Raw genomic sequence first — 23,148 nt, 5'->3', positions numbered from 1 at the left:
GGCGAGGCGGCCGGATACCCGCTGACCGGCTCACGCTCCGTGCCGGGCGCGGCGGGAAACGGACGGTCCCACCTGCAAGGCCGCACAAGGCGGCAAGGCTGAACGCCGAAAACGAGAAAGGACGTCTCGCAATGAGTGAGATGCCTGACAGGCTCCGATCCCGCTTGCCCAAGGCAGTGGTACTGGAGACCAGTCGAAAGACCGCGAGCTGGGGCCTCTTCGTCCCCGGCTCGAACCCGTCCTGACCGTCAAGCCTGGCGCGTGCGTCACCATCAACACCGTCAGCTGGACCGGGGCGACCGCTCCCGAGGGCCCGATCGCCTACTTCCGGGCACTGGGGGTGCCCGCCGACCAGGTGCTGCCCGAGCTGCTGGAAGTGGCGGCGATGCCGCGTCCGGAGGGATCGAGCGGCCACGTCCTCACGGGGCCGATCGGCGTCGAGGGCGCCGAACTGGGCGACGTGCTGGAGATCCGCGTTCTGGATGTCTCGCCGCGCGTCCCCTACGGCGTGAACAGCACCGGCCCCGGCCTCGGGGTCCTCGGCGATCTTCTGGAGCGGCGGACCGCCCGCCTGCTCCGGCTCGATCCCGAGCAGCGGTTCTACGCCTTCGGGGGCGGCATCGAGATCCCCTTCAGGCCGTTCGCGGGGATCATGGCGGTCGCGCCGCCGACCCGGGTCGGCGCCGTCTCCGCCAACCCGCCCGGCAGGTGGGGCGGCAACATGGACTTCCGCGATCTCGTCGCGGGGTCCACGCTGTACCTCCCGGTCTTCCAGCCGGGCGGTATGTACTACACGGGCGACACCCACGGCGCGCAGGGGCACGGCGAGGTCGACCAGACCGCCGTCGAGCACTCGATGAAGGTGACCGTCCAGTTCTTCGTGCACAAGGGCGGCGCCCTGAAGTTCCCCCGCGCGGAGAACCGTGATCACGTCTGGTGCACGGGGATCCACGCGGATCTCAACCTGGCCATGCGGATCGCGGCCGAGGAGGTCGTCGACTACCTCGTCGGCGTCCTGGGAATGACGGGTGTCGAGGCCTACCGGCTCTCCAGCCTCGTGGTCGACTTCAAGGTCGCCGAGGCGGTGAACGTCAACAAGGTCGTCATCGCCGAGATCCACAAGGACCGGCTGCGCCCGCTCGTGGGCGGGGCCGACGTCCCCATCGTGGGTCGCGGACACCACCGGCCCGCCGGTTCCTCCGTCTCCTGACGGTGCCGCAGGCGGGCCCTGAGATCTGCGGCGTCGCCGCCGTCTGACAGCGGCGACGGCGACGGCAAGGGTGAACACCCGGGGGTCCACGGGATCTGAAGCTCCGTGGACCTTCAGCACGAGGCGTCCCGGCAGAAAGGCGGCATCAGCCGCCCAACGCCGGGACGCTTTCTCGTTCCACGAGCACCTGCGAAGGCGCGAAAGCGTCGCCGTCCGCGAGAGAGGAATGCGGCCCCCGACCGTTCAACATCGCGACATCGCGCGTTCCCACGGCATCGACATCGGCGCCGACGAGAACCCCGTGCTTCCGGGGGGCGTCAGGCTCGACTGCAGGGTGCTGACCAAGGACGGACGGCGGCTCGTGAGGATCACCGTGCACGACGCGGTGCCGAAGGAGTTCAGCCCCCGGCAGGTGGTGGCGCAGATCTGGACCGGCTCGGACGGCTGCCAGCACGGCAGCCACTGGACCGACGAGGGCACGGCCTGCTGGGGAGAGGTCCTCCTGGAGGACCCGGCCGGGGGCGAGTCTCCCGCCTGAGCCTCGCCATGCTGACCGCTGACACACCCTCGTCGGCTTCGGTGTGGGGGCGCGGACACCGATGTGGTCGCACTGTCGAGGACAGCGCGACCACGGCGACTGGACCGGTGCGCTCAGCCGCAGGCTATCGGGCCGAAGTCATACGAGCCTGCCCAGTCTTCCCAGCCCCAGACATTGATGCAGGTGTTACGGGCGGACACATAGACCGGTCCCGCGAAATACCGGTAAGGCCCGTTGACGTCGTAGGAGGTGTCCCCGTAGCGCAGCTCCCGCAGTTTGACGCTGACTTCGGACAGTTTTCCGTAGCTGTAGTTCGTCGTCGACTTTTGCGTGAAGGCGCAGTTCTTGCCGTTGCCGGCGTTGTAGCCGATCTTCACGTATGCGACGGTGCCCCACCCGTCGGCGGTCTTGTTGTAGCCGGAAAGGGCGATGCTTCGCACTTCTTTGTAGCCGCTGCCGCAGACACCTGGCACCGAGTAGGCGGCGGCGGCGTTGGCCGGACTCATGAGGGACAGAGTTCCGACAGTGGTGACGGTGAGTGCTGACAATGACAGCACAGTTCGGCGCAGAGCCGTCTTCATACGTGCCCCCCAGGGGTTTTCCTTGCGCGGATACAGGAGATCGGTCCGCGCGCTGGCTTCCGCCATCCGGGGAACGGTACCAAGAATGATCAAGAGAGCGACATCACGGGTCGGCAACGAAAACGGTTGCACTTAACGGCCGGTCGAACGGTGCTTACCTACTTTGGTGTTGTGCCGTCCTCTTGGGGCCGACCCGATCCTTTGTCGTGGCTTTGAGGTAGATCATGGTCGCGTATTGTGATCGTTTCGCATTGGTCCAACGAAATTCCCGTGCTGCCGGGGACCAATGCGGACCTGCCGCTCGCCGCCGCCTCGGCGAGGACGGCGGGCGGGGTGTGGTCGAGCAGCAGCACGAAGTGCAAGGCGAACGGCTTCCTGTCCTCGTGCGGGACCCCGTCGGCGTCGAGTTGCAGGTTGGCCTTCCAGGCCGCCTGGCAGAGCACCGAGACGAGCAGGCCCAGGAACTCCGCACCGGCCAACCCGTCGGCGTCGTCGACGAGGACGGCGACGTCCCGCTCGCCGTGCCCGGGGCCGTGCCAATCGTGCAGGCAGTCCACGAGCGCGTCCCAGTTGTGGCCGAAGTAACCGGGGAAGGACAATTCCCGGGCGAAGGCGCGGAACAGTGAAGCCGGGTCGAGCAGTTCTCGACCGTCCAGTCGGAAGACGAGCCCGCCCTGTTCTTGGAGCGCCGCCGTTTCGGAGGCCACCCACGAATCGTCACCAGAGGTGAAGACGACCCAGGGCGGCCTGCGCTCGGTGAGGGTCGGGGCGCTCATGCCGAGGATTCTGACACGGCATGGCTCTCACGCTGCTGGATCAGGCGCTCTGGCGTTCGGCCCGCTGCCGCGCCAGCTCCTCGACCGCGCTGGGCAGCGTGGTCTCGAAGTCGATGAGCTTCACCCAGGTCGGCGTGACGACGATGCGGACCATGCCGTCGTAGAGGGAGCGGACCTCGGCCTCCCACTCGACGCGCTGCTCTGGCGTCATGTCGTAGCTGCCGTTCATCTGGAGGTATTCGTCCGGGATGCCGTCGACGACGTCGAGCTCGGCGCGCCCCCGGATGAGCAGGATCTTCGGCGGGTGCACCTCGGTGTCGATCGTGAGGGCCACCATCGGGTTCTCGCGCAGGTGCGCCAGCTTCGGGGCGTTCCTGCTGGTGCACATGACGATCTCCGAGCCGTTCCACGTGAAGGCGATCGGCACGTTGCGCGGCGTGCCGTCCTTGGCCACGTAGGCCAGCCGCGTCACATCACGCGCCAGCAGCTCCTGGCTGTACGGCCGGTTGAGGATCTCGGTGATCTCGTGCTGCTCCATGGTCGTCGCTCCTGTCTCGGTGCCGTCGAGCGCCCGTTCTCGGCCGCTCGTGCCCCTGGGACGGAGCCACCCCCACGTTCTCGACATCCCCGACACCGAGATCTCGAACTTTTCATGGCGTGTCGTAGATGGTGACGGAGATGCCGGGGTCGGTGAGCTCGCTGATGACGAGCGGTTCGATGCGGTCCCATCGCCCGCCGGCCAGGCCGCAGCCGATGCGAGGCATATGGACGGTCGCTTCGAGCTCGATGGCGTGTGCGGCCAGCTGGTGGAGGCACTTCCGCACCGCCTGGTAGCGGATCGGCGGCCCGGAACTCCGGCTGGTCTTGACGCCGTGCTGGCCGATCATGTTGGCGACCCAGATGTCGGGCCGGACCTGGACGAGCTGGACCGCGCCCAGCCCGAAGTCGTTGGCGGCGCGGTCGCGGTGCCAGCGCCGGTAGGCGGCTTCGGGCTCCGGCCAGCGTCGGGATATCGCCAGGACGAATCCCTTGCCCCAACCACCCCTGTTGTTGCAGACGTGCGCGATGACCTTGGGTCCTGCGGCCTGGGGGGAGGTCGCGTCGCCCTGGAGGTAGCGGATCTGCGCCATGATCGTCACGATATCCGCACACAGTGACAGATCGGCTGGTCAGGGCACGCGCGCGTTCGAGCGCCTTGGCGTACGACCAGTACTGTTCGCGGATGGGATGCTGGACCGCCTATCTCGTCCGCCTGGAAGACGGCTCCCACTGGGAGTTGGACGAGAAGTACGGCCGGTGGCACCTCACGGGGGCCGACGACCGCAGCGGCCTCGTGGAAAGGATCCGGGCCGACGGCAGGCTCGTCGACGGAGCCCCGAAGACGGCACGGTCCTGCCAGGGCATCGCCCTGGACATGACCACGCGCCGGTACCGGTTCTACGGCTGCGCGTTGACCATGCCGCCCGCGGGTGCCAGCCACCGCGAGAGCATGGCCCTGCGCCAGGCGGCCACGCCGGGCTGGGAGGACTGGGACGTCGCCTACGCCTGGGGCGGAGACGAGGAACTGCGCCGCCTGATCTTCCCCGGACTCCCGCCCGAACCGGCGAGGGCCGAGGCCGTAGAGGTGAACCCGGCCGCTCGCGACTACTGGTTTGTCGACTGGGACCCGGACACCCGCCAGATCACGGTCCGCCACCACGAACTGATCGCAGACGCCCTCGCCGACGCATCCTGCCTCGTCAGCGTCATCGAAGCCGACGCGGCCCTCACGCACTGGCAACTGTCCAACACGATCGTCCCGCTGCTGGCGCATCACGGGGAGTCTCTTCTGGGCGCCCTGGCCGCCGAGGCGCCTTTTCCCTTGGCCGCCGAGGACGCCGTGACCGACGGCGCGGTCATCGACCTGCGCGCCCGTCGCCTGCGTTATTGGACCACCGCCACCGTCCCGCCGGGGCTCGTCGCGCGTGTGGGGGAGACCTGGCCGGGCTGGAAAGTCGAACGGCTGGCCTGGGGCCACCGCGGACACCTCGCCGCCATCGGACGGCACCCCGACGGCCTGAGCATGACGGACGCCGAACTGCGCGAAGCCCGCTGGGACGACGAGCTGATCACCATCAGGAACCGCGCCACGCTCCCCACCGAACCGCGCCGGCTGCACGCACCGAAAGTGCACGTCGTCGACCAATAGTGAAGGCCGCCACCCACCGCGACCGGCCGTCTACCGAACTGCCCAAGGCCGGGGATGCGGCTTCGCAGGGCTGCTTGGCGCGAAGCAAGGGAACTCTTCCGCCCTACTCTGACCCGTGTGACACCGATGCTCACTCGCCGCGCGCTCAACCGCGCCACGCTCGACCGGCAACTGCTGCTGGCCCGTTCGACACTGCCCGTAGTGGAGGCGGTGGAGCATCTGGTGGGTCTCCAGGCGCAGACGCCGCACTCGTGGTACGTGGGCCTGGGCGTACGGCTGGAGGACGTGCGCCCGGAGCAGATCGGGCAGCTGCTCCTCGACCGGCAACTCGTGCGCATCGCGTTGATGCGTTCGACGATCCACCTGGTGAGCGCACGCGACTGCCTGTGGCTGCGCCCGCTGATCCAGCCCGTCCTGGACCGCGACCTGTTCTCCAACCACACCCACGGCGAACCCGTCCAGGGCTTGGACATGGACGAGTTGGTCGCCGCCGCCCGGCCGTTGGTGGAGGAGAAGCCGCGTACGAGCAAGGAACTCGGCGCGCTGCTCGCCGAACACGGCCGGACGGCGGGATGGGGCGACCGGGCCGCGGCGTCGCTCGCGTACGCGGCCCGCAACAGGATGGCGTTGGTGCAGGTGCCGCCCCGGGGTGTGTGGGGGCGAAGCGGGCCCATCGCGCACACGACCGCCGAGGCGTGGCTGGCCCGATCTTTGGCGGCCGACGCGTCCCTTGAGGAGATGGTCCTGCGTTACCTGGCGGCGTTCGGCCCCGCGTCCGTGAAGGACGTGCAGAAGTGGTCAGGGCTGACGCGGTTGCGGGAGGTGGTGAACCGGCTGCGTCCCCGCCTGGCCGTCTTCACCGACGACGACGGGCGTGAACTGTTCGACGTGCCCGACGCTCCCCGGCCCGATCCCGACACCCCCGCGCCGCCGCGTTTTCTGTACGACTTCGACAATCTGCTGCTGTCGCACGCCGACCGCAGCCGCGTCATCACCGACGCCTTCCTCGCGCAGAAGTACGCCACGCGCCGTCCACTGCCCGGCATCGTGCTCCTGGACGGGTTCACCGCCGGTGACTGGCAGCTGCATCGTGAACGGGACACCGCGACGCTGCTCGTCCGGCCCTACGAGCAGCTCGCGTCGCAAGACAAGGACGCGCTGGCCGAGGAGGGTGAACGGCTCCTGGCCTTCGCCGCCGCCGACGCCACCACTCACAACATCCGCTTCGAATCCTGATGGGTCGCCGTTTCGCCGCCCCTCACAGGCTCGACGGGGCCACCGTGCGAGATGGGCTCTACTTTTCTGCGAAAGCACAGCAGAACCCGCCCGGTGCGATCAGCGTCACCTTCGCGACCTACTGATCGGGACGTGGGATACGAACGTCGCGGGCGGGCGCCGGTGGACGCCCGAGGTCGCCGAGTGCGTCCTTGAGCCGCTCCCGGGCCGCGTCCAGGCGAGCGGTGTAGTCCGGCAGGAAGATCTCCCCCAGCGACGTGGCCAATGTCCCCGAGATCGTGAGGATCGGCGACCACACTGCCCGGTCCTCGTTCACCAGCGCGTCGAACTCGTCGTTGGTCTCCATGCGGTCGAGCCAGTCGGAGAGCACCAACGCCTGATCGGAAGTAAGCCTGATGGTGAAGCCGTCCTCTGACACCTCGGCGACACTACCCGCCGCCCCACGCGAGCGGAGGCATGGATGAGGCGCTGGAACTACCAGGTCCTCTCGGAGACACTGCATGCCCTGACGGTCCTGACGGCCTTCAGCGGCGCCCGGACTTGAGTCGTCTGGTTCAAGATCTGCCCGGTTTATCTGACCGGTTCGACTGGGGGTCGGGAGGGTTAGACGTCCAAGTCACCGCGCTTCACCTGGGTGATGAGCTGGGCAAAGCTCTCGGGGAGAGGATGAGGTGCCCGGTGTCGGGTGCCTTGCTGTCTCTGATGCCGCGTCCCTCTGCGAGAGCGGCCACCTCCACGCAATCTTGACCGCCGACACCACCTGTACCGCTGAGGCTGGATTTCCGCCATTCGATCATCGCGATCTCCGTCTGGTGGGCGCATGGCCCTCGGACGGGCCTCGCCTTGTCGATCCGGTGTCCTCTAGCGGGGGCGAGGGCGAGGCCGGCCGTGTTGTCGGGAGGGTTAGAGGGAAGGGTTCCAGGCGTGGGCTGCCTCGCTATCCCCGGTGCCGCACCCTTCGGCGAGACCGGCGAGGGCCAAAAAGCGTCCGAGCCCTTCATCCCTCGACGACGCCGAGCTTCTCGTTCTGCGAATCAGCTTGTGGATGGCGGGTCGAGACGTTTCCTGAGGGAGTCGAGCGTCATTCTGCCGGTGTCGGTCTCAACCGCCCAGAAGGTCCACCCGCTTTCGGAACGCTTGGTTACGTAGTCCGCCGCGCCCGAAGGGCTGTGGAAGAGGCGTCCGTCGTACTCGATGCGGCCATCAGGCAAGACCGTCGCTTCTGCTGGGTGAGCACGGCGGGTGGAGACGATTTTCGCCTGTGCTTCGAGTAGGCCAGCGGTTAGGAGGTCGCGCACTGTGCCATGGATCTGTTGCCTGCGTCTCTTGTTGTCCCCGCTTGGCGCCTGCGAGGGCGGGAGAGTTGATTCGGTGTCCGTACTCGGCGACGTGGTGCCGTAGCCGAGCAAGCGCAGAATGCGCTCCAACGGCATGACGCAGGATTCAACCTCGACATCGCTCCGTGGCTGAAGGACCCGAGCCTGGAGGACGCCGACAGCCTGTTGCCGCCGGCCGTCATCGCCCGCGAGATCGTCGAGGACCTGACGGCCGCACTCGCCGAGTTCAACGCCATCGCCGAGGCGCTTGAGCAGCCCAAGGAGTCTCCCGCGGAGTGAGCTCCTGCCGCTGACGGTGCGGCGGGTCCCGGTCCCACGTGTGGGCCAGCGGCCGCCTGGGAGGAGCGGGACGCGAGGGGGTGTGCGCCTGCTGCGCGGCTATGGCTGTCCGGGGGCCGGCCAGCTTTCGCCTTCGGGTGTCTGGAACCACAGGCGGTACTGGTCGTGGCTGACGGTGAGGCCGAAAGCCTCGACGTCGGGGCGGTCGTGCTTGGACCACCAGGCGTGTGCGTTTTCGACGTGGCGCCAGATGTCGGACGGGCCGCCGTGCTCGACCTTGGCGGGGGAGCCGCCCGTGACGCTCGCCCATGAGCCGTCGGGAGTGGTGACCCGGGTTGCGCTGGCGCCGGGGAAGGCGTTGAGGCCGGGGAGGCGCTGCCAGATCAGCAGGGACAGCCCAGGAGTGCGGAGGGCGTCGCGGCCAACGTCGCTCGTGCGGGTGTGGGTGATGCTGGTGTCGATGGGGACGCCTTCGGGGACGCCGGGTAGCGCGACGTCGCGGCGGGCGGACATGAAACCCCAGGTGCAGGAGATCAAAGGGCCGGTCGCGGTGCCGTCGTCGGCCACGGTGAGGCGTGCGAGTGCCCCGGCCCATGTCATGCCCCGCGGCCGGACGTCGGCCAGGATGATGCCGCCGGGGCGGGTCTGTTCGACCCACGCGTAGGGGACGCGTTCGGTGGCCACGGTGGCTATGAGCCGATCGTAGGGGGCTCGGGCAGGGCAGCCCCGGGAGCCGTCTCCCGCCATGAGCGAGGGGCGGTATCCGGCATCGGCCAGCCGGTTCCGGGCAACGCTGATCAGGTCGGGGTCGATGTCCACGCTGACGACCTGTGACGAGCCGAGCCGCTCGGACAGCAACGCGGCGTTGTAGCCGGTGCCGGTGCCGATCTCCAGAACGGTCATGCCGTCGGCCACGTCCAGGATCTGCAACATCCGGAGCATCAGACTCGGGCGTGTGCTGGAACTGGTGGACCACAGCATGCCGGGATGGTCGGGATGTTCCTTGCGTTGGGTGACGAGCGTGTCGTTGGAGTAGGCGAGTCGAAGCCAGCGCGGGTCGGTGGCGTCCACCAGTTCGGGCGGGTCGTCGTTGGAGTAGAAGGCGGGGACGAAGACGTGCCGGGGAACGCGGGCGACCGTCCGGTGCCACACAGGGTCGGTGATTTCGCCTTGGTCGCTGAGCAAGTCGGCCAGGGCTCGTGCGCGGGTTCGCCACGCGTCGGACGGGACGGTCATGCTGCTGCCCCTAGAAGGGTGTCGGCGATGGCGTCGGAGATGGGGGCCCCGGTGCGTTCTTGCAGCCAGGCCCATTGGGCGCCGGGGCCGCATTCCAGGAACCACCATGCCCCGTCGTCGGTCACCGCAAAGTCGAACACACCCAACGCGAGGTCGAGCGCCAAGAGGTAGGAGTGACAGGCGTCGGCCACGGCGGAGGGGACGGCGGTGACGGCGTAGCCAAGAGTGTCATAGGCGGTGCGGAAGTCCTGGCGTCCATGCGGGTCGTCGGTGAAGATCGCGACAGCGTGCGTGTGACCGCCGGTGGTGGCGACCAGGCGGACGTCATGGCTTTTGCGGATGTTGGCCTGGAACAGGTGCAGGGTGGTGGACACCCGGGCGTCGATGGCGTCCGGGTCCACGCGTGTTGTGTAGATCAGCTTCACCCGGTCGGCCTCGCTGACCAACTTGTGCATGGTGGCTTTGTAGACCACGCCCTCGCGCGTACGGGCGAACGTCTCGGCGTCGCTGGGGCTGTTGGTGAGCAGGCTCGCGGGGAGGGTGAAGCCGCAGCGGGCGGCGGTGGCCATCTGGAGCGGCCGGTACTCGGCGTCGGCTAACCGTGCCGGGTGCGATACCCAACGGGCGGGCAGCGACATGAACACCCCGCCGAAACCGAACCGGGCTTCCACGGTGGCAAATCGCCGTTCCGGCTCGCTCAAGGTGTCCGGGAATCGAAACGGTTGCGGTTGCCGGTAGTACACCGCCGTGACGTCTTCCAGTGGGATGACCCCGTCTGGGGTGGTCAGGCGTCCCTGCCATCCATCGCGGGCTAGGCGGAGACTCGCGCTGGACGCCGACGGAAACGACGCGGTGTCGAACCGCACTACGCGGGCGCCGCGTTGAGCGAGCGCATCACGGACGTAGGCGGCTTCTCCGTCGTCTTGCTCAGCGAGCAGGAGCACCAGCGAAGCCGGCATCAGTCGGTCACTGTCTGCGTGTAGTCGTCCTTCTTGGTCTTGCTGTCGTCGGTGTACTCGGTCGCGACCTTCTCTTGCCGGGTGCTGGTGGGCTTGCCGTGCTTGCCCATCGCCCGGACCGGGGCGGGATCGACGGCCTGGTCCATGCCCCACGGGCGAGCGTCGGTAGTCGGCTGCTGGGGGCTGACAGGCACAACGTGCCCCGGGAGGCCGAGTGGGAAGCGGTCACGCGCTTGGACCAACGGGTTCTCGCTCATGGTGGACGGTCCTTTACAGCTTGTTTTGTGCCATATCGGCCCGCTAACTGCATGGCCTCCGCTCGATGGGCAGGCCCTAGGCGGTCTCGCCTTCGGCCGGTCGATTTCACCGTAGGTCGAAGGCGAGGCCGTCCGCGTTGTCGGGAGGGTTAGAGGTCTAGGTCTCCGCGCTTTGCGCGGGTGATGAGCTGGGTGAAGCTTGTGGGGGTGAGGGTGAGGTGGCCGGTGTCGGGTGCCTTGCTGTCCCTGATGCCGCGTCCCCCCGCGAGAGCGGCCACCTCAACACATTCTTCGCCGCCAGCACCGCCTGTGCCGCTCCGCAGGGACTTGCGCCAAATCGGCTTGCTCATCACAGGGCCTCCATGACCTTGGCTATGAGAATTCGCGTGGAATCCCGCGACAGGGCATCAGCGCCAATTCGGTCATACCGTACCCGGTAGTCATGGACCTTGGCAGGGTCCGTCACCAGCCGACCGCCGCCGACCGCCGCCGACCAAGCCACCCCCCTCCGATCTACTTCGAGGAGGGTGAATGATCCATCAACTCCTGGGTGTGCTCCTACGCTGCGCGGCACGGCACGAACAACGACGTTACGGCGTTGGCTCACCTCGATCAGGTAGGCGAGTTGCGCTCTCATGATCTCCGTGGAGCCGATGACGTCCCATAGGACCGACTCTTTGATCAGCACCCAGAGGTTCGGCGGATCCTGTCCTGAGAGGACTTCCTGCCGTGCCATCCGCTCCTCGACTGCGCCATCCACGTCCTCGATGTTCTGGCCGCCGACGATCAATGCGCGCATGTAGTCCGGAGTCTGCAGGAGACCATGAATCACCAGTGCCGAGTATGGGCTGATGGTTGAAGCTCGCCGCTCGTAGGCGGCGAACTGCTGGAACCAGTTCGGGTCGTGGCTGCTGTCAGCAAGTCCACGAAGTCGGGTGAAATGACCGCGAGTACGCCAAACCCGGTCAAGAGTTTCGGTGTGTCGATGGGGGATTTTCGCGCTGCCCGATTCCCAGTTTGAAACTGTGGAATTGTCAACGCCGCAGATCTGAGCTACGTCCACCTGGGAAAGGTTGCGTTCTTCGCGCCAAACTCGCAGGTCAACGGACAGCCAGTGCCACAGGTTGTGATCGGGATCCAGTCGGTCCACGCGCGCCATTCAAGATCCTTCGGTTAGGGATCACTGAACGAAACGCGACAAGCGTAACGGGCGACGGGAAAGTGGGGGGCAGGGTTCACGGAGAAAGGCGGTCCGGGATGAATGGCATTCGGGACATGCGGGACAAGATTCCGTCGAAGGCGTCGAATGAGTTCGAGCTTCGGTGGCGGGCTTATCCGGAGAGCGTGTATCTGACGCGGTCGCTGGTGTCGCAGGCGTGTGAGGCGTGGGGGTTGGCGCGGCTCGACTATGTGGGGCGGACGATCATGTCGGAGCTGGCGACGAACGCCGTGGTGCACGCCCTGGAGGGGCATGAGATCCAGGCGTGGGTCACGCTTTTGGACGGTTCCGTCGAGTTCCGGGTGTGGGACCCGTCCCACGCGCCGCCGGTCGTGCCGGACGCCGATGTCGAGGCCGAGGGCGGGCGGGGCCTGATGATGGTGCGGCTCCTGGCGACCGGCGGCTGCGGATACCGGCACGTCAACGGCGGTCGCGGCAAGGTCGTCTGGGCGCGGCTCGCCCTCTAGGACCCCCGCCCGTCCGGCGAGTGGCCGCGCCCGACCCCCCCTGGGTGCGGCCGCGCTTCCCCCGCTTCGCCGGACGGGCGGGCTCAACGCCGGCAGGCGCGGGCTTGGTGTCTGAGCCGTCCCTTGCAAACGGACTGCGGTCCGATTAGTATCCACCAATAACCGGACCACGGTCCTGATTCTTGGAGGGTACTGGCATGACCGCACTCATCACCCGCGACGAGCTCAAGGCAGCGATCGAAGCGGGCACCGTGACCGTCCTCGACACCCTGGGCGGCGAGTACTACGCCAAGCAGCACCTGCCCGGCGCCCTCGAACTGGTCTTGGCCGACGTCAACGCCCAGGTGCCGACCCTGCTGCCCGACCGCGACGCCGCGATCGTCACCTACTGCTCCAACCCGGCGTGCCCCAACAGCGGACAGGTCGCCGATCGGCTCACCGCTCTCGGCTACACCGACGTCCGGAAGTACCGCGAGGGCATCCAGGACTGGGTGGAGGCCGGTCTCCCCACCGAGTCGGCTTGACGTGCCGGGGAGGGCAGAGCCCCCTGCCCTCCCCGGCATCGCACCGCCTCTGCGTGGATCGAGGCCCGGGTGGCGACTGCCTGGCCGTCCCGGAGATGAGTCCCGGTCACGGGAAGCCTGTGACCGGGGCCCGAGCGCCGTTAGTTGCGGTAGCGGAAGACGATCCGGCCGCGCGTCAGGTCGTACGGGGTGAGTTCCACCAGGACGCGGTCCTCCAGGTTGATCTTGATGTAGTTCTGGCGCATCTTGCCGCTGATGTGCGCGAGCACCCGGTGTCCGCCCTCGAGCTCCACGGTGAACATGGCGGCGCGAAGGCACTCGACGACCTTGCCCTCGCGTTCGAGGCCCTGCCTGTTCCTGGTCATCGGACGAGCTCCAGGTTGCTGCTCACCGACCGGGCCCCGATGCCCTCGATCAGTGCCGAGGCCGCCCGGTTGGACTCCTGGACCTCGGCCCAGGCCGCGTCGAATCCGGACTGGTGGAGCGTCCCCAGTGCGTGGGCCAGAAGGGCGCGCGCGATGCCCCGGCGCTGCTCGCCGGCCCGGACCGCGAGCAGCCCGATGCGCGGCCGTCTGACCGTCACCACCCGGATCAGACCCAGGTACCGGTCCGGCGCCGCGGCCACCGCGTACTTCGACGGGTCGACGACGGTGTCGTCCGCGGGGCGGGGAAGCACCTCCGCGGGCATTGACTGCCACCATCCGACGGTCGCCTCGACCTCGTCGCGGATCGCGCGGTCGACCGCCCGCAGCAGGTCCTCGTCCACCTGGCCGGCGGGGACGATCGTCACGCCCGGAGGCGGCAGGGCTCCTCCGAGCCCCGTCGCCCGCGGGTCGGTCGGGACGACGTACTCCCACTCGCGGCGCCGGATCCTGAAACCGGCCCGCCGCCATCGGGCCGTCAGCTCGGCGTCGGCTTCGTCGACCACCGTGTACAGCGGCGCCGGGAGTTCCGCCGGCATCGCCTCGGCGAGCCGGTCGAACGCGGCGTCGTGCCAGGCGTCGATGCTGACGAACAGGCGCCCGTCGGGCCGGTGTTCCGCGTACCCGCGGCCGACCACCAGGTCGTCTTCCAGTGCGTGCCAATGCCTGTCCGCGACGCGCGTGATCTCCACCGCGTTCCCGCTCAGGCCGGGTCTGTAGGGCTTCGTGTTCATCGGAGTCTCCTTCAGGAGTGCCTCGATCTCAGGCGCTCCTGGCGACACCGACTGTCAGCCGCCGGACCGTGACGAGCTGAAGGAGCACCCATGGGTGACAGGGTTCACGGGTACTCACCTCCTGGCGACGTCTGCACGGCCGAGCGCGACGGTATCAGCGCGGCGCCCTCCCGCTCCAACCCTTTTCCACCTCTATGGGCGCCCCGCGTCCTATTCGCGGGCGGCGACCAGTGCCGTGAGGGACGGCCTGGTGGCGGCCATCGCGGTCAGGGCGGCGGCCACGGCGGTGATGGCCAGGGAGGCCGCGGTCAGCAGGCCCAGCAGGCTCCACGGCACGGCGAGGATGTGCACCCCCTGCATCGCCGGGACGAAGCCCGCCAAAGCCCCCGCTGCGACCACGACCCCCAGGGACAGGCCGATGAAGGTGACCGCGGCGGACTCGATGACGGCCATCCGGACGACCTGGGCGCGGGTCAGGCCGGTGGCGCGGGCGACGGCGAACTCGGTGCGGCGCTCGGCGGCGGCGATCACGACGGCGTTGACGACCGCGATGGCGGCGTACAGGCCGGACATGCCCATCAGGACGGACATGATCCCCGTCGTGCCGCGCTGCTGCTCCGCGACCCTGGCATCGGCCCACTGGCGCAGGGTTCGCACCTCGCCGAGCTTGGCGGCGCGGATCCGCGAGGCGACGGCCTGCGGCGACGTGCCGGGCGCGACCTGGACCAGGGTCTCGGTGGGCGCGTCCGCGAGCATCGAGGCGGGAATGAGGTCGCGCGGCACCAGGAAGTTGTCGCTGCCGTTCTCCAGGACTTCCGGTAGGCGCGCGACGATGCGCAGTTCGAGCTTGCGGGAGCCGACCCGTGCCGTGACGTCGCCGTTGCGGACGCCTTCGGCGGCCAGTTGGGGGCCGATCGCGATGGTGCGGCCGTGCAGGGCGTCCAGGGAGCCGGAGCGCAGGGTGAGGCGGTGGGTGCGCCGGTAGGCGGGGGCATCCACGGCGGTGATGCCCGAATAGCGGGTCTGCCGGTAGGAGCGGCCTTCCACGCGGTGCCGGGACGTCACCGACATCTCGACCTGGCTCTGCGGGGACGCCAGGGCGACGCCCGGGACCTGCGGGATCCGGGCCGCGGCGGCCCCGGTCGAGGTGACCACCAGGTCGGCCGCGGTGATCCGTTCGAGGTCCGCGCCGGTGGCCCGGGCCAGCGAGTTCAGCGCCCCGGTCAGGCCGACCAGCAGGCCGACGAGGACGATGACGGGCGCGGCCGTCGAGGCGCTGCGCCGGACGGCGTCGCGGAGGTTCGCCTGCGCCAGTTCACCGAGGACGCCGGCGCGCAGCGCGGTCCCGAGCACGTGGCCGACCAGCGGGACGGCGAGGGGGCTCAGCGCGCTGAGGGCGATCGACCCGAACACCGACACGCCCATCGCGATCAGCAGGACGCCGAGCAGGTCGGCGCCGTGCCCGGCCGTGACCAGCATGACCGTCAGCGCCAGCGAGGACACGCCCGACAGCCAGCGGCCGGCGGTCATCACCCGGGTCGCGCGCGGGGCGTTGCGCAGGGCGTCCAACGGACGGACCCGGGCCGCCCGGTAGGACGCCGACAGCACTCCGAAGACCGCGACGCCGATCCCCACGATCGGCGACACCAGCAGGATCCCGGCGGACCAGTGCGCGGAGAAGCCGTGGGGGAGCAGCCCGATCCGGATCAGCAGCCGGGCTTGGAGCCAGGTGCCCGGCACGCCCAGCAGGATCCCGATGCCGCTTCCCGCCAGCCCCAGCAGGAACGCCTCGCCGAGCAGCAGCCGGACGAGCTGGGGACGGCTCCCGCCGAGCATGCGCAGCAGGGCCAGGTCCTTGCGCCGCTGCTCCACGGCGAAGGCGAACGTCGAGCCCACGATGAACACCGCCAGGAACATCGCCAGCGGCGTGGCCATGCCCAGCAGCGTCGCGGCCCCGACGTACCCCTCCCGGATCTGCTCGGCCGTCCGGTCCGAGGCGCCCGGCGGGATCTTCGGCTCGCCCGTCGAGAGCAGCACGAGCACCGACGACTGGACTAGCGCCACGCCGAGGGAGACGGTCAGCAGTGCCCCGGCGAACAGCGGCCAGCGGTCCCGGACGGTGCTGGCGGAGATGCGCAGCACGGGTCAGCCCTCCAACCGGGTGAGGCGCTCGGCCACCTGGGCGGCGGACGGGCGCATCAGGCGGTCGGCGACCCGGCCGTCCGACAGGAACACCACCGCGTCGGCGCTCGCCGCCGCGACCGGGTCGTGGGTGACCATCACGACGGTCTGCCCGGCGGTGTCGACCATGCGGCGCAGCAGCCGCAGGACGATGCGGGCCGACCCGGTGTCCAGGGCCCCGGTGGGCTCGTCGGCGAACAGCACCGAAGGCCGCGTCACCATCGCGCGGGCGATCGCCACCCGCTGCTGCTGCCCGCCCGACAGCTCGCGCGGACGGTGCCGCGCGCGGTCGGCCAGGCCCACGTCCGCGAGGGCGGCCCGGACGTCGTGGCGCGACGGCCGGGCGCCGGCGAGCTTCAGCGGGAGCGCGACGTTCTGCTCGGCGGTGAGCGAGGCGATGAGGTTGAAGTTCTGGAAGACGAACCCCACGGCGCGGCGCCGCAGGCCGGTCAGGGTCGCGTCGGCGGCGTGGGTGACGTCCAGCCCGGCGAGCACGACGCGCCCGGACGTCACCTTGTCGAGGCCCGCGGCGCAGTGCAGCAGGGTCGACTTCCCCGAACCCGAGGGGCCCATCACGGCCGTCCAGGAACCGGCGGGGAAGGTCACGCTGACGTCGGCCAGCGCCTGCACCCGCGCTTCGCCCGTCCCGTAGTGCCTGCTCACCTGGTACAGCTGCACCGGCGCGACCGGAGCGGTGGCGGGCGCGGGACCGGGACCCGTCACCGCGGGACCCCTCATCGCAGTTTCCGCAGGTCGACGCCGCGCGCCAGGGCCTGGTAGCCCGCGTCGTTGGGGTGCAGCCCGTCCTGGTAGACGTACGAGAGGCGGGGACGGTCGGGGTCGGCGGGGTCGGCCATGATGCGGTCGGCGTCCAGAACGGCGTCGTAGGTGCCGCTGGTCCGGATCCAGTGGTTGACGGCGTCGCGGTTCTTCTCCACCTGGGGCGTCCACACCGGGAACAGGGCGCCCTTCATCGGGAGGATGGTCGTCCCGACGACCTTGAGGCCGCGGGCGCGGGCGGCGCGGACCAGTTGCCGCTGGGCGTCGATGACCTGCGCGGCGGTCGCCGGTCCGCCCGGCCGCAGGCACGGGTCGCCGGGGGTCTCGCGGATGTCGTTGGCGCCCAGATGGACGATCACTGCCCGCACGCCGGGACGGTCCAGGACGTCGCGGGCGAACCGGGCGGTGGCCCTCTCCCCGGCGCATGCCGAGTCGTGGCGCAGCCGGTTGCCGCCGATGCCCGCGTTGACGACGCCGAGCGGGCTGCGGGCGGCGGCCAGCCGCTCGGCCAGCGCGTCCGGCAGGCGCGCGTCGGCGCCGGGGGCGGCTCCGACGCCGTCGATGAGCGAGTCCCCGAAGGCGACCACCGTCCCGCCGTTCCCGCCGGTGACGTCCACGCCCGCCAGGTAGTACAGCGCGTCCGTGGAACGGGTGTAGGCGCCGGCGCCCTCGTCGGACAGGTGGTCGCCGGAGGCGCGGTAGGCGGGCTGGGTGGTGAAGCGGTGGAACGTCGCGGGCCCCGTCGCGCCGGTGAACCGCAGCGTGACCGCCAGCTTCTCCAGCGGAACGGTGGCCAGCGGCACCGGATCGCTGACGATGTCGGCGCCCGGCGCCACGGTGGCGGACCGCGTCCCGCCGAACCTCAGCGCCGCCGTGGTGCCCGGCCACGCCTGGGCGCCGCCCGCCGAGCGGGCGACGGCCGCGGCGGCGACCCGCAGCGGACGGGTCCCGTAGAGGTTGGACAGCCGGATCCGCACCTGAGCACCGCCCGCGCTGAGCCGGACGACCTGGCGCAGCGAGTGGTCGCCGAAGCCTTCCACGGACCAGTTCGGGCCCTCGTCCTCGCCGCCGGCGATCGGGCGCTGCATCGCCGCGCCCCAGCTCTGCGACCAGCCCGCGGTCCTGAAGGACGCCGCATGTGCGGCGGAAGGGGCGGGACGGGGCCAGGCGTATCCGAGCCCGGCGATCAGCGCGGCAGCGGTGACGCCGGCCAAGGGCGCGACGGCCCGTGCGGGGAGCTTTCGTCTCATGCTCCGATCCCACCGCCGGGGCACCGGCGACCGCATCACGGTGGCCCACCAACTTGGAGGTATGCCTAGCACTACCTCCGCGTTCGCGCGGGCCGGGCACGGCGCGGGGTCGGCTAGCGTACGCCTGTGCCGAACGACCCGCCGCCCACCCTGCTGGCCGCGATGGGACGCCGCGGCTTCCTGCTGACGGCCTGGCCTTGGCGCGCCGCCGGCTACCTGCTGTCGACCGTGGTCGTCGTGGTCGCGGCGGGACTGCCGCTCGCGCTGCTCGGGACGCCGCTGATCCTCGCCGCCGCCTCGGACGCCGCGCTCGGCGAGCGCGCGCTGCCGGCCGTCCTCGGCCTCCTGCTGGTCGCCGGGCTCGGGCCGGCGGTGACCATCCCGCTGACCGGTCTGGAACGGCGCCGGCTCCGCCTGGTGGACGCCCGTCCGGCGGGCCCGGGGCATCGGCGGCCGCCCGAGCGGGGCGTCCTGCCGTGGCTCCGCACCCGCTACACCGAACCGGTCACCTGGCGCGCGCTCGGCTACTTCCTGCTGCTGTCGGCCGCCGTCCCCGTCCTGTACGCGGCGCTGCTGTCCGTGCTGGCCTTCGAGTCCGGCGCCGTGGTCGCCCCGCTGATCATGCTCGGCGGCGACGGGCCGATGGTGCTCGGCCCGGTGAAGATCGCGACGCCGGAGGAGGCGCTGCCCTACGCGGCCGCGGGGCTGGTGCTGCTGCCCGCCGTCCCGTACCTGCTCGGCCTGGTCGCCGCGGCGCAGGGCGCGCTCGCCCGGACGTCCCTGCGCAACGGCTCGGGGCAACGGCTCCAGGCCGAGCTGGTCGAGGTCGCGCGGTCCCGCGCCCGGCTGGTCGACGCGTTCGAGGCCGAGCGGCGCCGCATCGAGCGCGACCTGCACGACGGCGCCCAGCAGCGGCTGCTCTCCCTCACCCTGAAGCTCGGGATCGCCCGCGTCGACCTGCCGCCCGGGTCCCCGGCGGCCGGCAGCGTCGCGGACGCCCACGCGGAGGCCAAGCTGCTCATGACCGAGCTGCGGGAACTCGTCCACGGGATCCACCCCCGCGTCCTCACCGACCGGGGCCTGGCGGCGGCGCTGGGCGAGCTGGCCGACCGGTCCCCGCTCGCGGTCGCCGTCGAGGCCGACCTGCCCGGACGGCTTCCCCGCCAGGTCGAGAGCACGGCCTACTTCGCCGCGGCCGAGGCGCTCACGAACGCCGCCAAGCACAGCGGCGCCGACCGGGCCGCGGTGGTCGCGCGCCTCGCCGGCGGCGTCCTCACGGTGGAGGTCGCCGACGAGGGCGGGGGCGGCGCCGACCCGTCCCGCGGCACCGGGCTGACCGGCCTCGCCGACCGGGTGGCGGTGATCGACGGCAGACTGCTCGTGTCGAGTCCCGCCGGGGGGCCGACCCTCGTCCGCGTGGAGCTGCCTTGCGAACCGAACCGACCGCCGTCCGGGTAGTCCTCGCCGAGGACGGCGTCCTGCTGCGGGAGGGCCTGGCGGGGCTGCTGGCCAGGTTCGGCTTCGACGTGGCCGCCGCCGTCGACGACGCCGAGGCCCTGCTCGCGGCCGTCGCCGAGCACCGCCCCGACCTGGTCATCACCGACATCCGGATGCCGCCGGGCTTCTCCGACGAGGGCCTGCGGGCCGCCGTGCGGCTGCGCCGCGCCGACCCGGGCCTCGCGGTGGTGGCGCTCAGCCAGTACGTCGAGCTGAGCTACGCCGCCGACCTGCTCGACTCCGGCGACGGCCGCCGGGTCGGCTACCTGCTCAAGGACCGGGTGGTGGACGTCGCCGACTTCGTCGCCGCGCTGCGCCAGGTCCTCGACGGCGGGACGGTGGTGGACCCGAAGGTCATCCGGCAGCTCATCGGCCGCCGCCGTGACCCGCTCGCCGCGTTGTCCCCCCGCGAGCACGAGGTGCTCGCGCTGATCGCCGAGGGCAGCTCCAACGCCGCCATCGCCCGCCGGCTGGTCGTCACCGAAGCGACCGTGGGCAAGCACGTCCGCAGCATCCTGGCCAAGCTCGACCTCCCCCAGACCGACGACACGCACCGCCGGGTCCTCGCCGTCCTGACCTACCTCCGAGACCGTCCCCCCACCCCAGACCCCGGCTGAGGCCGGCCGTGAGGCCCGGCGCGTCCCGAGGGTCCGGGTGGCTCGCTCACCCCCGGCCTCGACTTCGCCGACTGAGATCAGTGCGGCCGGGCCGCCGCCGACCAGGCTCGTGCCCTTGAGGCTGTCGGCCGTGGTCTGGGCGGCGGTCGCGGCCGCTGTGTGTCAGACGCTGGGGGCGGGGGCTCCGGGCGACAGGCCCGGGGCCGCGGCGCCCTCGGGCACGGCCGGGTCCTCAGGGGGGCGGTGCTCGGAAACGGTCTGGAGCTCGGGGCGCGGGGTGTTCATCAGGACGGCGACGATCAGCGCGCCGACCACGAGGATCCCGGCGGACCAGGCGCCGGCCGCGGCGAAGCCCTCCACCAGTGCCTGCCTGGCGACGGCCGGGCTCGGGCCGTGCGAGGCCAGGTAGTCCGCGGTCGCCGCGGTGGCGATGGTGTTGAGCAGCGCGATGCCGATCGAACCGCCGATCTGCTGCGCGGTGTTGACGGTCGCCGAGGCGATGCCGGAGTCGCCCTGGCCGACGCCGTGGGTCGCGTAGTCGAGGGCGACCGGCATGATCATGCCCGCCCCGAAGCCCAGGAGGAGCTGGGCGACGAGGACGCCCGCGGCGTAGGGGGTGCCGGGCTCCAGGGTGAGCATCCACAGCATGCCGGCGGAGCTCACCAGCATGCCGGGGACGATCAGAGCGCGCGGCGCGACCCTGGGCAGCAGCCGGGTGGTGAGGCCGCCGGCCGACAGCAGCACCGCCGTGGCCATCGGAAGGAAGGCCGCACCCGTTCTGATCGGCGAGTATCCCTTGACGACCTGCATGTAGTACGTCAGGAAGAGGAACGCGCCGAACATCCCGATGACGGCCAGGCCCACGGCCAGGTAGGCGCCGCCGCGGGTCCGGTCGGCGACCACGCGCAGCGGCAGCAGCGGCTGCGCGACGCGGCTCTCGACGAGGGCGAACGCGGCGAGCAGCACCGCGCCGGCGGCGAGCAGGCCGATGACCTTCGCCGAGCCCCAGCCGTCCGGCCCGGCCCGGCCCGTGGCGTACACGATCGCGACCAGCCCGCCGGTGACCGGCAGGACGCCGAGGAAGTCGAACCGGGCGGAGCCCGGGTGCCGGGACTCGGTGAGCATCGCGAACCCGCCGACCGCCGCGACCACGGCGATCGGGATGTTGATGTACAGGCACCAGCGCCAGTCCAGGTAGTCGGTCAGCGCCCCGCCGGCCAGCAGCCCGATCGCGCCGCCCGCGGCGGAGATCGCGCCCCAGATCCCGAACGCCTTGGCGCGGTCCTTCGGCCCGGTGAAGGTCACGGCCAGCAGCGACAGCGCGGACGGCCCGAGCAGCGCGCCGAACGCGCCCTGCAGCGCGCGGGCCGTCAGCAGCATCTCGAAGCCGGCCGCCGCGCCGCCGAGCGCCGACGCGCCGGCGAAGCCGAGCAGGGCGACCAGGAAGGCCCGCTTCCGGCCGGTGTAGTCGGCGATCCGGCCGCCGAGCAGTAGCAGGCTCCCGAACGCCAGCGTGTACGCGGTGATGATCCACTGCCGGTCGCCGTCGGAGATCTGCAGGTCCCGCTGGAGCGACGGCAGCGCGATGTTCACGACCGTCCCGTCCAGAACGATCATTAGCTGGGCCAGGCCGATGAACGGCAGCGCGGCCCAGCGGCGCGAGCCGGGCGGCGGCGCGGGCGCCTTCGTGGTCGCCATGACTTCGTCCTCACTCGTGGTGCGGCGTGCCGCGCGAATCGATCGCGGGCCTCCTGACGCACACGAGACACCGGCGGCCGCGTCCTTCTGACAGGCCGCTCGTGTGAACTGCGCCACGGGCCGCGATGACGCCGCCCGCGTCCGGCCGGGGCGCCGGGACGGCCCTAGCCGCGGTCCGGTTCCGGCGCGGCGGCGACCGGGGGCGTTTCCGGCTTGGTGTAGAGGACGTCGCGGGCCTGCTCCACGGCCCGATTCAGGCTTTCGCTGACGAAGTCGAGGAAGCGGGCGGCGTTCTCCAGGCGGGTGGCGGCCGGGGTGCCGCGCCCGAGGACGGCGACGCCCTCCCGCGCTGCTTCGCTGAAGCGGTCGTTGTCCCGGATGCTGCGGATCATCGACTGGTACCAGAGGTCGTTGTCGACGACGTAGCGGTCGCGCCGGCCGTCGCTCTCCCGGCGGATGAGTTCCAGGTCCGCGAGGAACGTGACCGCCTTGGAGATGGACGCGGGGCTGACCTGGAGCCGCTCGGCGAGTTCGGAGGCGGTGAGGCTGGTGTCGGCGGTGTAGAGGCAGCTCAGCACCCGGGCCGTCATCTTGGGCAGGCCCGCCGTCATGATGACGGTGGCGAGGGTCTCCTGGAACTCCAGCACCGCCTCGGCGTCGCGTCCGTAGGGCTGCGGCGCCGCCCGCGTCCCCCGGGCCGCGGTCTGGGTGCGCCGCCGGGTTCGGCGCTGGGTGGCGTGGTGGGCCAGGTCGGCGCGGTAGCCGGTGGGGCCGCCGTTGCGCATCACCTCGCGCGTGACCGTGGAGGTCGGACGGTCGAGGCGGCGCGCGATCTCCGCGTAGGCGAGGCCGTCGGCCAGCCCCACCGCTATCTGCTGGCGCTCCTGCTGGGTGAGCCTGCCTCCCGGCATCACGACCCCTTTCGTGCCCCGCGGGGCCGTGGCGTTCCCTGACGCCTCCACCATAGCGTTCACCTTCAGTACATTGCAACGTTCGGCAGCGTTGCGTTGCGTTAGATTTCAGTCTGTTGCAATGATTATCTAATTTTGACCTGCGCAAACGCTACTTCAATGCAAAGATCGTGTTGCCTATATCTGGAAAGCAACGTAGCTTTTGCGTTGTTCGAAACAAGCAGCCGCAAGGCGGACCGCAAGGAGAGCAC

27 protein-coding genes are annotated in these 23,148 nt (G+C 70.6%); 8 read left to right on the top strand and 19 right to left on the bottom strand.

All coding sequences use genetic code 11. From position 1 onward, the window contains the following. Window positions 1–340: 340 nt before the first annotated feature. Complete coding sequence (locus tag ABWI04_RS08740; RefSeq protein ID WP_353832026.1) at window positions 341–1,210, top strand: acetamidase/formamidase family protein; 870 nt, start codon at window positions 341–343, stop codon at window positions 1,208–1,210. 226 nt (window positions 1,211–1,436) lie between these two features. Then, window positions 1,437–1,748, top strand: a complete 312-nt coding sequence (locus ABWI04_RS08735) for a hypothetical protein (protein WP_353832025.1) — start codon at window positions 1,437–1,439, stop codon at window positions 1,746–1,748. 113 nt (window positions 1,749–1,861) lie between these two features. On the opposite strand, the gene ABWI04_RS08730 is transcribed toward ABWI04_RS08735, so the two are convergent. From ABWI04_RS08730 to ABWI04_RS08715, 4 genes are all read right to left on the bottom strand, one after another. After that, complete coding sequence (locus tag ABWI04_RS08730; protein ID WP_345170986.1) at window positions 1,862–2,395, bottom strand: UbiA prenyltransferase family protein; 534 nt, start codon at window positions 2,393–2,395, stop codon at window positions 1,862–1,864. 92 nt (window positions 2,396–2,487) lie between these two features. Then, window positions 2,488–3,105 carry a barstar family protein gene (locus ABWI04_RS08725; RefSeq protein WP_353832024.1) on the bottom strand — a complete coding sequence of 206 codons (618 nt, stop codon included), beginning with the start codon at window positions 3,103–3,105 and terminating at the stop codon, window positions 2,488–2,490. A gap of 40 nt (window positions 3,106–3,145) precedes the next feature. Further along, window positions 3,146–3,643 carry a pyridoxamine 5'-phosphate oxidase family protein gene (locus tag ABWI04_RS08720; RefSeq protein WP_353832023.1) on the bottom strand — a complete coding sequence of 166 codons (498 nt, stop codon included), beginning with the start codon at window positions 3,641–3,643 and terminating at the stop codon, window positions 3,146–3,148. A gap of 112 nt (window positions 3,644–3,755) precedes the next feature. Next, window positions 3,756–4,235: a macro domain-containing protein gene (locus ABWI04_RS08715; protein WP_353832022.1), complete on the bottom strand. Its 480-nt coding sequence runs from the start codon at window positions 4,233–4,235 to the stop codon at window positions 3,756–3,758. A gap of 92 nt (window positions 4,236–4,327) precedes the next feature. On the opposite strand from ABWI04_RS08715, the gene ABWI04_RS08710 reads away from it, so the two are divergent. Together ABWI04_RS08710 and ABWI04_RS08705 are read left to right on the top strand one after the other, a co-directional pair. Next, on the top strand, window positions 4,328–5,293 hold the full coding sequence (locus ABWI04_RS08710) for a hypothetical protein (RefSeq protein WP_353832021.1): 966 nt from the start codon (window positions 4,328–4,330) through the stop codon (window positions 5,291–5,293). A 126-nt stretch (window positions 5,294–5,419) separates the two neighbouring features. Next, window positions 5,420–6,529 (top strand): winged helix DNA-binding domain-containing protein, encoded by a 1,110-nt coding sequence (locus tag ABWI04_RS08705; protein WP_353832043.1) that lies wholly within the window; start codon window positions 5,420–5,422, stop codon window positions 6,527–6,529. A gap of 118 nt (window positions 6,530–6,647) precedes the next feature. Here the strand turns inward: ABWI04_RS08705 and ABWI04_RS08700 are convergent, their stop codons facing one another. The 8 genes from ABWI04_RS08700 to ABWI04_RS08665 form a co-directional block, all read right to left on the bottom strand. Beyond that, window positions 6,648–6,947: a hypothetical protein gene (locus ABWI04_RS08700; RefSeq protein ID WP_353832020.1), complete on the bottom strand. Its 300-nt coding sequence runs from the start codon at window positions 6,945–6,947 to the stop codon at window positions 6,648–6,650. A gap of 208 nt (window positions 6,948–7,155) precedes the next feature. Then, window positions 7,156–7,326 carry a DUF397 domain-containing protein gene (locus ABWI04_RS08695; protein WP_353832019.1) on the bottom strand — a complete coding sequence of 57 codons (171 nt, stop codon included), beginning with the start codon at window positions 7,324–7,326 and terminating at the stop codon, window positions 7,156–7,158. 237 nt (window positions 7,327–7,563) lie between these two features. Further along, complete coding sequence (locus tag ABWI04_RS08690) at window positions 7,564–7,962, bottom strand: restriction system modified-DNA reader domain-containing protein (protein WP_353832018.1); 399 nt, start codon at window positions 7,960–7,962, stop codon at window positions 7,564–7,566. A 282-nt stretch (window positions 7,963–8,244) separates the two neighbouring features. After that, window positions 8,245–9,381: a methyltransferase domain-containing protein gene (locus tag ABWI04_RS08685; protein WP_353832017.1), complete on the bottom strand. Its 1,137-nt coding sequence runs from the start codon at window positions 9,379–9,381 to the stop codon at window positions 8,245–8,247. Beyond that, entirely contained in the window at window positions 9,378–10,340 is a 963-nt protein-coding gene (locus tag ABWI04_RS08680; protein WP_353832016.1) for an MvdC/MvdD family ATP grasp protein, read from the bottom strand. Before ABWI04_RS08680 ends, ABWI04_RS08685 begins: the two co-directional genes overlap by 4 nt. Then, window positions 10,340–10,486, bottom strand: a complete 147-nt coding sequence (locus tag ABWI04_RS08675) for a hypothetical protein (RefSeq protein WP_353832015.1) — start codon at window positions 10,484–10,486, stop codon at window positions 10,340–10,342. Before ABWI04_RS08675 ends, ABWI04_RS08680 begins: the two co-directional genes overlap by 1 nt. Window positions 10,487–10,746: 260 nt before the next feature. After that, window positions 10,747–10,947: a DUF397 domain-containing protein gene (locus tag ABWI04_RS08670; RefSeq protein WP_353832014.1), complete on the bottom strand. Its 201-nt coding sequence runs from the start codon at window positions 10,945–10,947 to the stop codon at window positions 10,747–10,749. Then, window positions 10,947–11,756, bottom strand: coding sequence for a helix-turn-helix domain-containing protein (locus tag ABWI04_RS08665; protein WP_353832013.1), 810 nt, complete (start codon window positions 11,754–11,756; stop codon window positions 10,947–10,949). Before ABWI04_RS08665 ends, ABWI04_RS08670 begins: the two co-directional genes overlap by 1 nt. Before the next feature lie 98 nt (window positions 11,757–11,854). Here ABWI04_RS08665 and ABWI04_RS08660 point away from each other — a divergent pair, with 98 nt between their 5' ends. Both ABWI04_RS08660 and ABWI04_RS08655 read left to right on the top strand, forming a co-directional pair. Then, on the top strand, window positions 11,855–12,283 hold the full coding sequence (locus ABWI04_RS08660; RefSeq protein ID WP_353832012.1) for an ATP-binding protein: 429 nt from the start codon (window positions 11,855–11,857) through the stop codon (window positions 12,281–12,283). 197 nt (window positions 12,284–12,480) lie between these two features. Further along, window positions 12,481–12,807: a rhodanese-like domain-containing protein gene (locus ABWI04_RS08655; protein ID WP_353832011.1), complete on the top strand. Its 327-nt coding sequence runs from the start codon at window positions 12,481–12,483 to the stop codon at window positions 12,805–12,807. Between the two features lie 140 nt (window positions 12,808–12,947). Here ABWI04_RS08655 and infA read toward each other — a convergent pair whose 3' ends face one another. From infA to ABWI04_RS08630, 5 genes are all read right to left on the bottom strand, one after another. Next, the gene (gene infA, locus ABWI04_RS08650) at window positions 12,948–13,172 is read right to left on the bottom strand and encodes a translation initiation factor IF-1 (RefSeq protein WP_353832010.1); all 225 of its coding nucleotides are present in this window, start codon (window positions 13,170–13,172) and stop codon (window positions 12,948–12,950) included. Next, window positions 13,169–13,963, bottom strand: coding sequence for a GNAT family N-acetyltransferase (locus ABWI04_RS08645; protein WP_353832009.1), 795 nt, complete (start codon window positions 13,961–13,963; stop codon window positions 13,169–13,171). Before ABWI04_RS08645 ends, infA begins: the two co-directional genes overlap by 4 nt. A 210-nt stretch (window positions 13,964–14,173) precedes the next feature. Beyond that, on the bottom strand, window positions 14,174–16,105 hold the full coding sequence (locus ABWI04_RS08640; RefSeq protein ID WP_353832008.1) for an FtsX-like permease family protein: 1,932 nt from the start codon (window positions 16,103–16,105) through the stop codon (window positions 14,174–14,176). Window positions 16,106–16,108: 3 nt separating this feature from the next. Further along, window positions 16,109–16,882 carry an ABC transporter ATP-binding protein gene (locus ABWI04_RS08635; RefSeq protein ID WP_502913124.1) on the bottom strand — a complete coding sequence of 258 codons (774 nt, stop codon included), beginning with the start codon at window positions 16,880–16,882 and terminating at the stop codon, window positions 16,109–16,111. Further along, entirely contained in the window at window positions 16,879–18,174 is a 1,296-nt protein-coding gene (locus tag ABWI04_RS08630; RefSeq protein WP_353832006.1) for an SGNH/GDSL hydrolase family protein, read from the bottom strand. The genes ABWI04_RS08635 and ABWI04_RS08630 overlap by 4 nt, the downstream gene beginning before the upstream one ends. Window positions 18,175–18,300: 126 nt before the next feature. Here ABWI04_RS08630 and ABWI04_RS08625 point away from each other — a divergent pair, with 126 nt between their 5' ends. Both ABWI04_RS08625 and ABWI04_RS08620 read left to right on the top strand, forming a co-directional pair. Further along, entirely contained in the window at window positions 18,301–19,632 is a 1,332-nt protein-coding gene (locus tag ABWI04_RS08625; RefSeq protein ID WP_353832005.1) for a sensor histidine kinase, read from the top strand. Then, window positions 19,602–20,288 (top strand): response regulator, encoded by a 687-nt coding sequence (locus ABWI04_RS08620; protein ID WP_353832004.1) that lies wholly within the window; start codon window positions 19,602–19,604, stop codon window positions 20,286–20,288. Before ABWI04_RS08625 ends, ABWI04_RS08620 begins: the two co-directional genes overlap by 31 nt. A gap of 162 nt (window positions 20,289–20,450) precedes the next feature. On the opposite strand, the gene ABWI04_RS08615 is transcribed toward ABWI04_RS08620, so the two are convergent. Together ABWI04_RS08615 and ABWI04_RS08610 are read right to left on the bottom strand one after the other, a co-directional pair. Continuing rightward, window positions 20,451–21,986 (bottom strand): MFS transporter, encoded by a 1,536-nt coding sequence (locus ABWI04_RS08615; RefSeq protein ID WP_353832003.1) that lies wholly within the window; start codon window positions 21,984–21,986, stop codon window positions 20,451–20,453. 164 nt (window positions 21,987–22,150) lie between these two features. Next, window positions 22,151–22,897 (bottom strand): GbsR/MarR family transcriptional regulator, encoded by a 747-nt coding sequence (locus tag ABWI04_RS08610; protein ID WP_353832002.1) that lies wholly within the window; start codon window positions 22,895–22,897, stop codon window positions 22,151–22,153. Window positions 22,898–23,148: the final 251 nt, after the last annotated feature.

Source organism: Actinomadura sp. NPDC000929, from assembly GCF_040492065.1.
Taxonomy (GTDB): domain Bacteria; phylum Actinomycetota; class Actinomycetes; order Streptosporangiales; family Streptosporangiaceae; genus Spirillospora; species Spirillospora verrucosospora.
The sequence above is the reverse complement of the archived record's forward strand: the minus strand, read 5'-3'. Positions and strand labels throughout refer to the sequence as shown.

What these genes read in the sequence shown, in the direction of transcription:
- ABWI04_RS08735 (WP_353832025.1), top strand. Translation starts at nt 1,437, where the DNA reads ATGCGGCCCCCGACCGTTCAACATCGCGACATCGCGCGTTCCCACGGC.
- ABWI04_RS08730 (WP_345170986.1), bottom strand. Translation starts at nt 2,395, where the DNA reads ATGGCGGAAGCCAGCGCGCGGACCGATCTCCTGTATCCGCGCAAGGAA.
- ABWI04_RS08725 (WP_353832024.1), bottom strand. Translation starts at nt 3,105, where the DNA reads ATGAGCGCCCCGACCCTCACCGAGCGCAGGCCGCCCTGGGTCGTCTTC.
- ABWI04_RS08720 (WP_353832023.1), bottom strand. Translation starts at nt 3,643, where the DNA reads ATGGAGCAGCACGAGATCACCGAGATCCTCAACCGGCCGTACAGCCAG.
- ABWI04_RS08715 (WP_353832022.1), bottom strand. Translation starts at nt 4,235, where the DNA reads ATGGCGCAGATCCGCTACCTCCAGGGCGACGCGACCTCCCCCCAGGCC.
- ABWI04_RS08710 (WP_353832021.1), top strand. Translation starts at nt 4,328, where the DNA reads ATGGGATGCTGGACCGCCTATCTCGTCCGCCTGGAAGACGGCTCCCAC.
- ABWI04_RS08705 (WP_353832043.1), top strand. Translation starts at nt 5,420, where the DNA reads ATGCTCACTCGCCGCGCGCTCAACCGCGCCACGCTCGACCGGCAACTG.
- ABWI04_RS08695 (WP_353832019.1), bottom strand. Translation starts at nt 7,326, where the DNA reads ATGATCGAATGGCGGAAATCCAGCCTCAGCGGTACAGGTGGTGTCGGC.
- ABWI04_RS08690 (WP_353832018.1), bottom strand. Translation starts at nt 7,962, where the DNA reads ATGCCGTTGGAGCGCATTCTGCGCTTGCTCGGCTACGGCACCACGTCG.
- ABWI04_RS08685 (WP_353832017.1), bottom strand. Translation starts at nt 9,381, where the DNA reads ATGACCGTCCCGTCCGACGCGTGGCGAACCCGCGCACGAGCCCTGGCC.
- ABWI04_RS08680 (WP_353832016.1), bottom strand. Translation starts at nt 10,340, where the DNA reads ATGCCGGCTTCGCTGGTGCTCCTGCTCGCTGAGCAAGACGACGGAGAA.
- ABWI04_RS08675 (WP_353832015.1), bottom strand. Translation starts at nt 10,486, where the DNA reads ATGGACCAGGCCGTCGATCCCGCCCCGGTCCGGGCGATGGGCAAGCAC.
- ABWI04_RS08670 (WP_353832014.1), bottom strand. Translation starts at nt 10,947, where the DNA reads ATGAGCAAGCCGATTTGGCGCAAGTCCCTGCGGAGCGGCACAGGCGGT.
- ABWI04_RS08665 (WP_353832013.1), bottom strand. Translation starts at nt 11,756, where the DNA reads ATGGCGCGCGTGGACCGACTGGATCCCGATCACAACCTGTGGCACTGG.
- ABWI04_RS08660 (WP_353832012.1), top strand. Translation starts at nt 11,855, where the DNA reads ATGAATGGCATTCGGGACATGCGGGACAAGATTCCGTCGAAGGCGTCG.
- ABWI04_RS08655 (WP_353832011.1), top strand. Translation starts at nt 12,481, where the DNA reads ATGACCGCACTCATCACCCGCGACGAGCTCAAGGCAGCGATCGAAGCG.
- infA (WP_353832010.1), bottom strand. Translation starts at nt 13,172, where the DNA reads ATGACCAGGAACAGGCAGGGCCTCGAACGCGAGGGCAAGGTCGTCGAG.
- ABWI04_RS08645 (WP_353832009.1), bottom strand. Translation starts at nt 13,963, where the DNA reads ATGAACACGAAGCCCTACAGACCCGGCCTGAGCGGGAACGCGGTGGAG.
- ABWI04_RS08635 (WP_502913124.1), bottom strand. Translation starts at nt 16,882, where the DNA reads ATGAGGGGTCCCGCGGTGACGGGTCCCGGTCCCGCGCCCGCCACCGCT.
- ABWI04_RS08630 (WP_353832006.1), bottom strand. Translation starts at nt 18,174, where the DNA reads ATGAGACGAAAGCTCCCCGCACGGGCCGTCGCGCCCTTGGCCGGCGTC.
- ABWI04_RS08615 (WP_353832003.1), bottom strand. Translation starts at nt 21,986, where the DNA reads ATGGCGACCACGAAGGCGCCCGCGCCGCCGCCCGGCTCGCGCCGCTGG.
- ABWI04_RS08610 (WP_353832002.1), bottom strand. Translation starts at nt 22,897, where the DNA reads ATGCCGGGAGGCAGGCTCACCCAGCAGGAGCGCCAGCAGATAGCGGTG.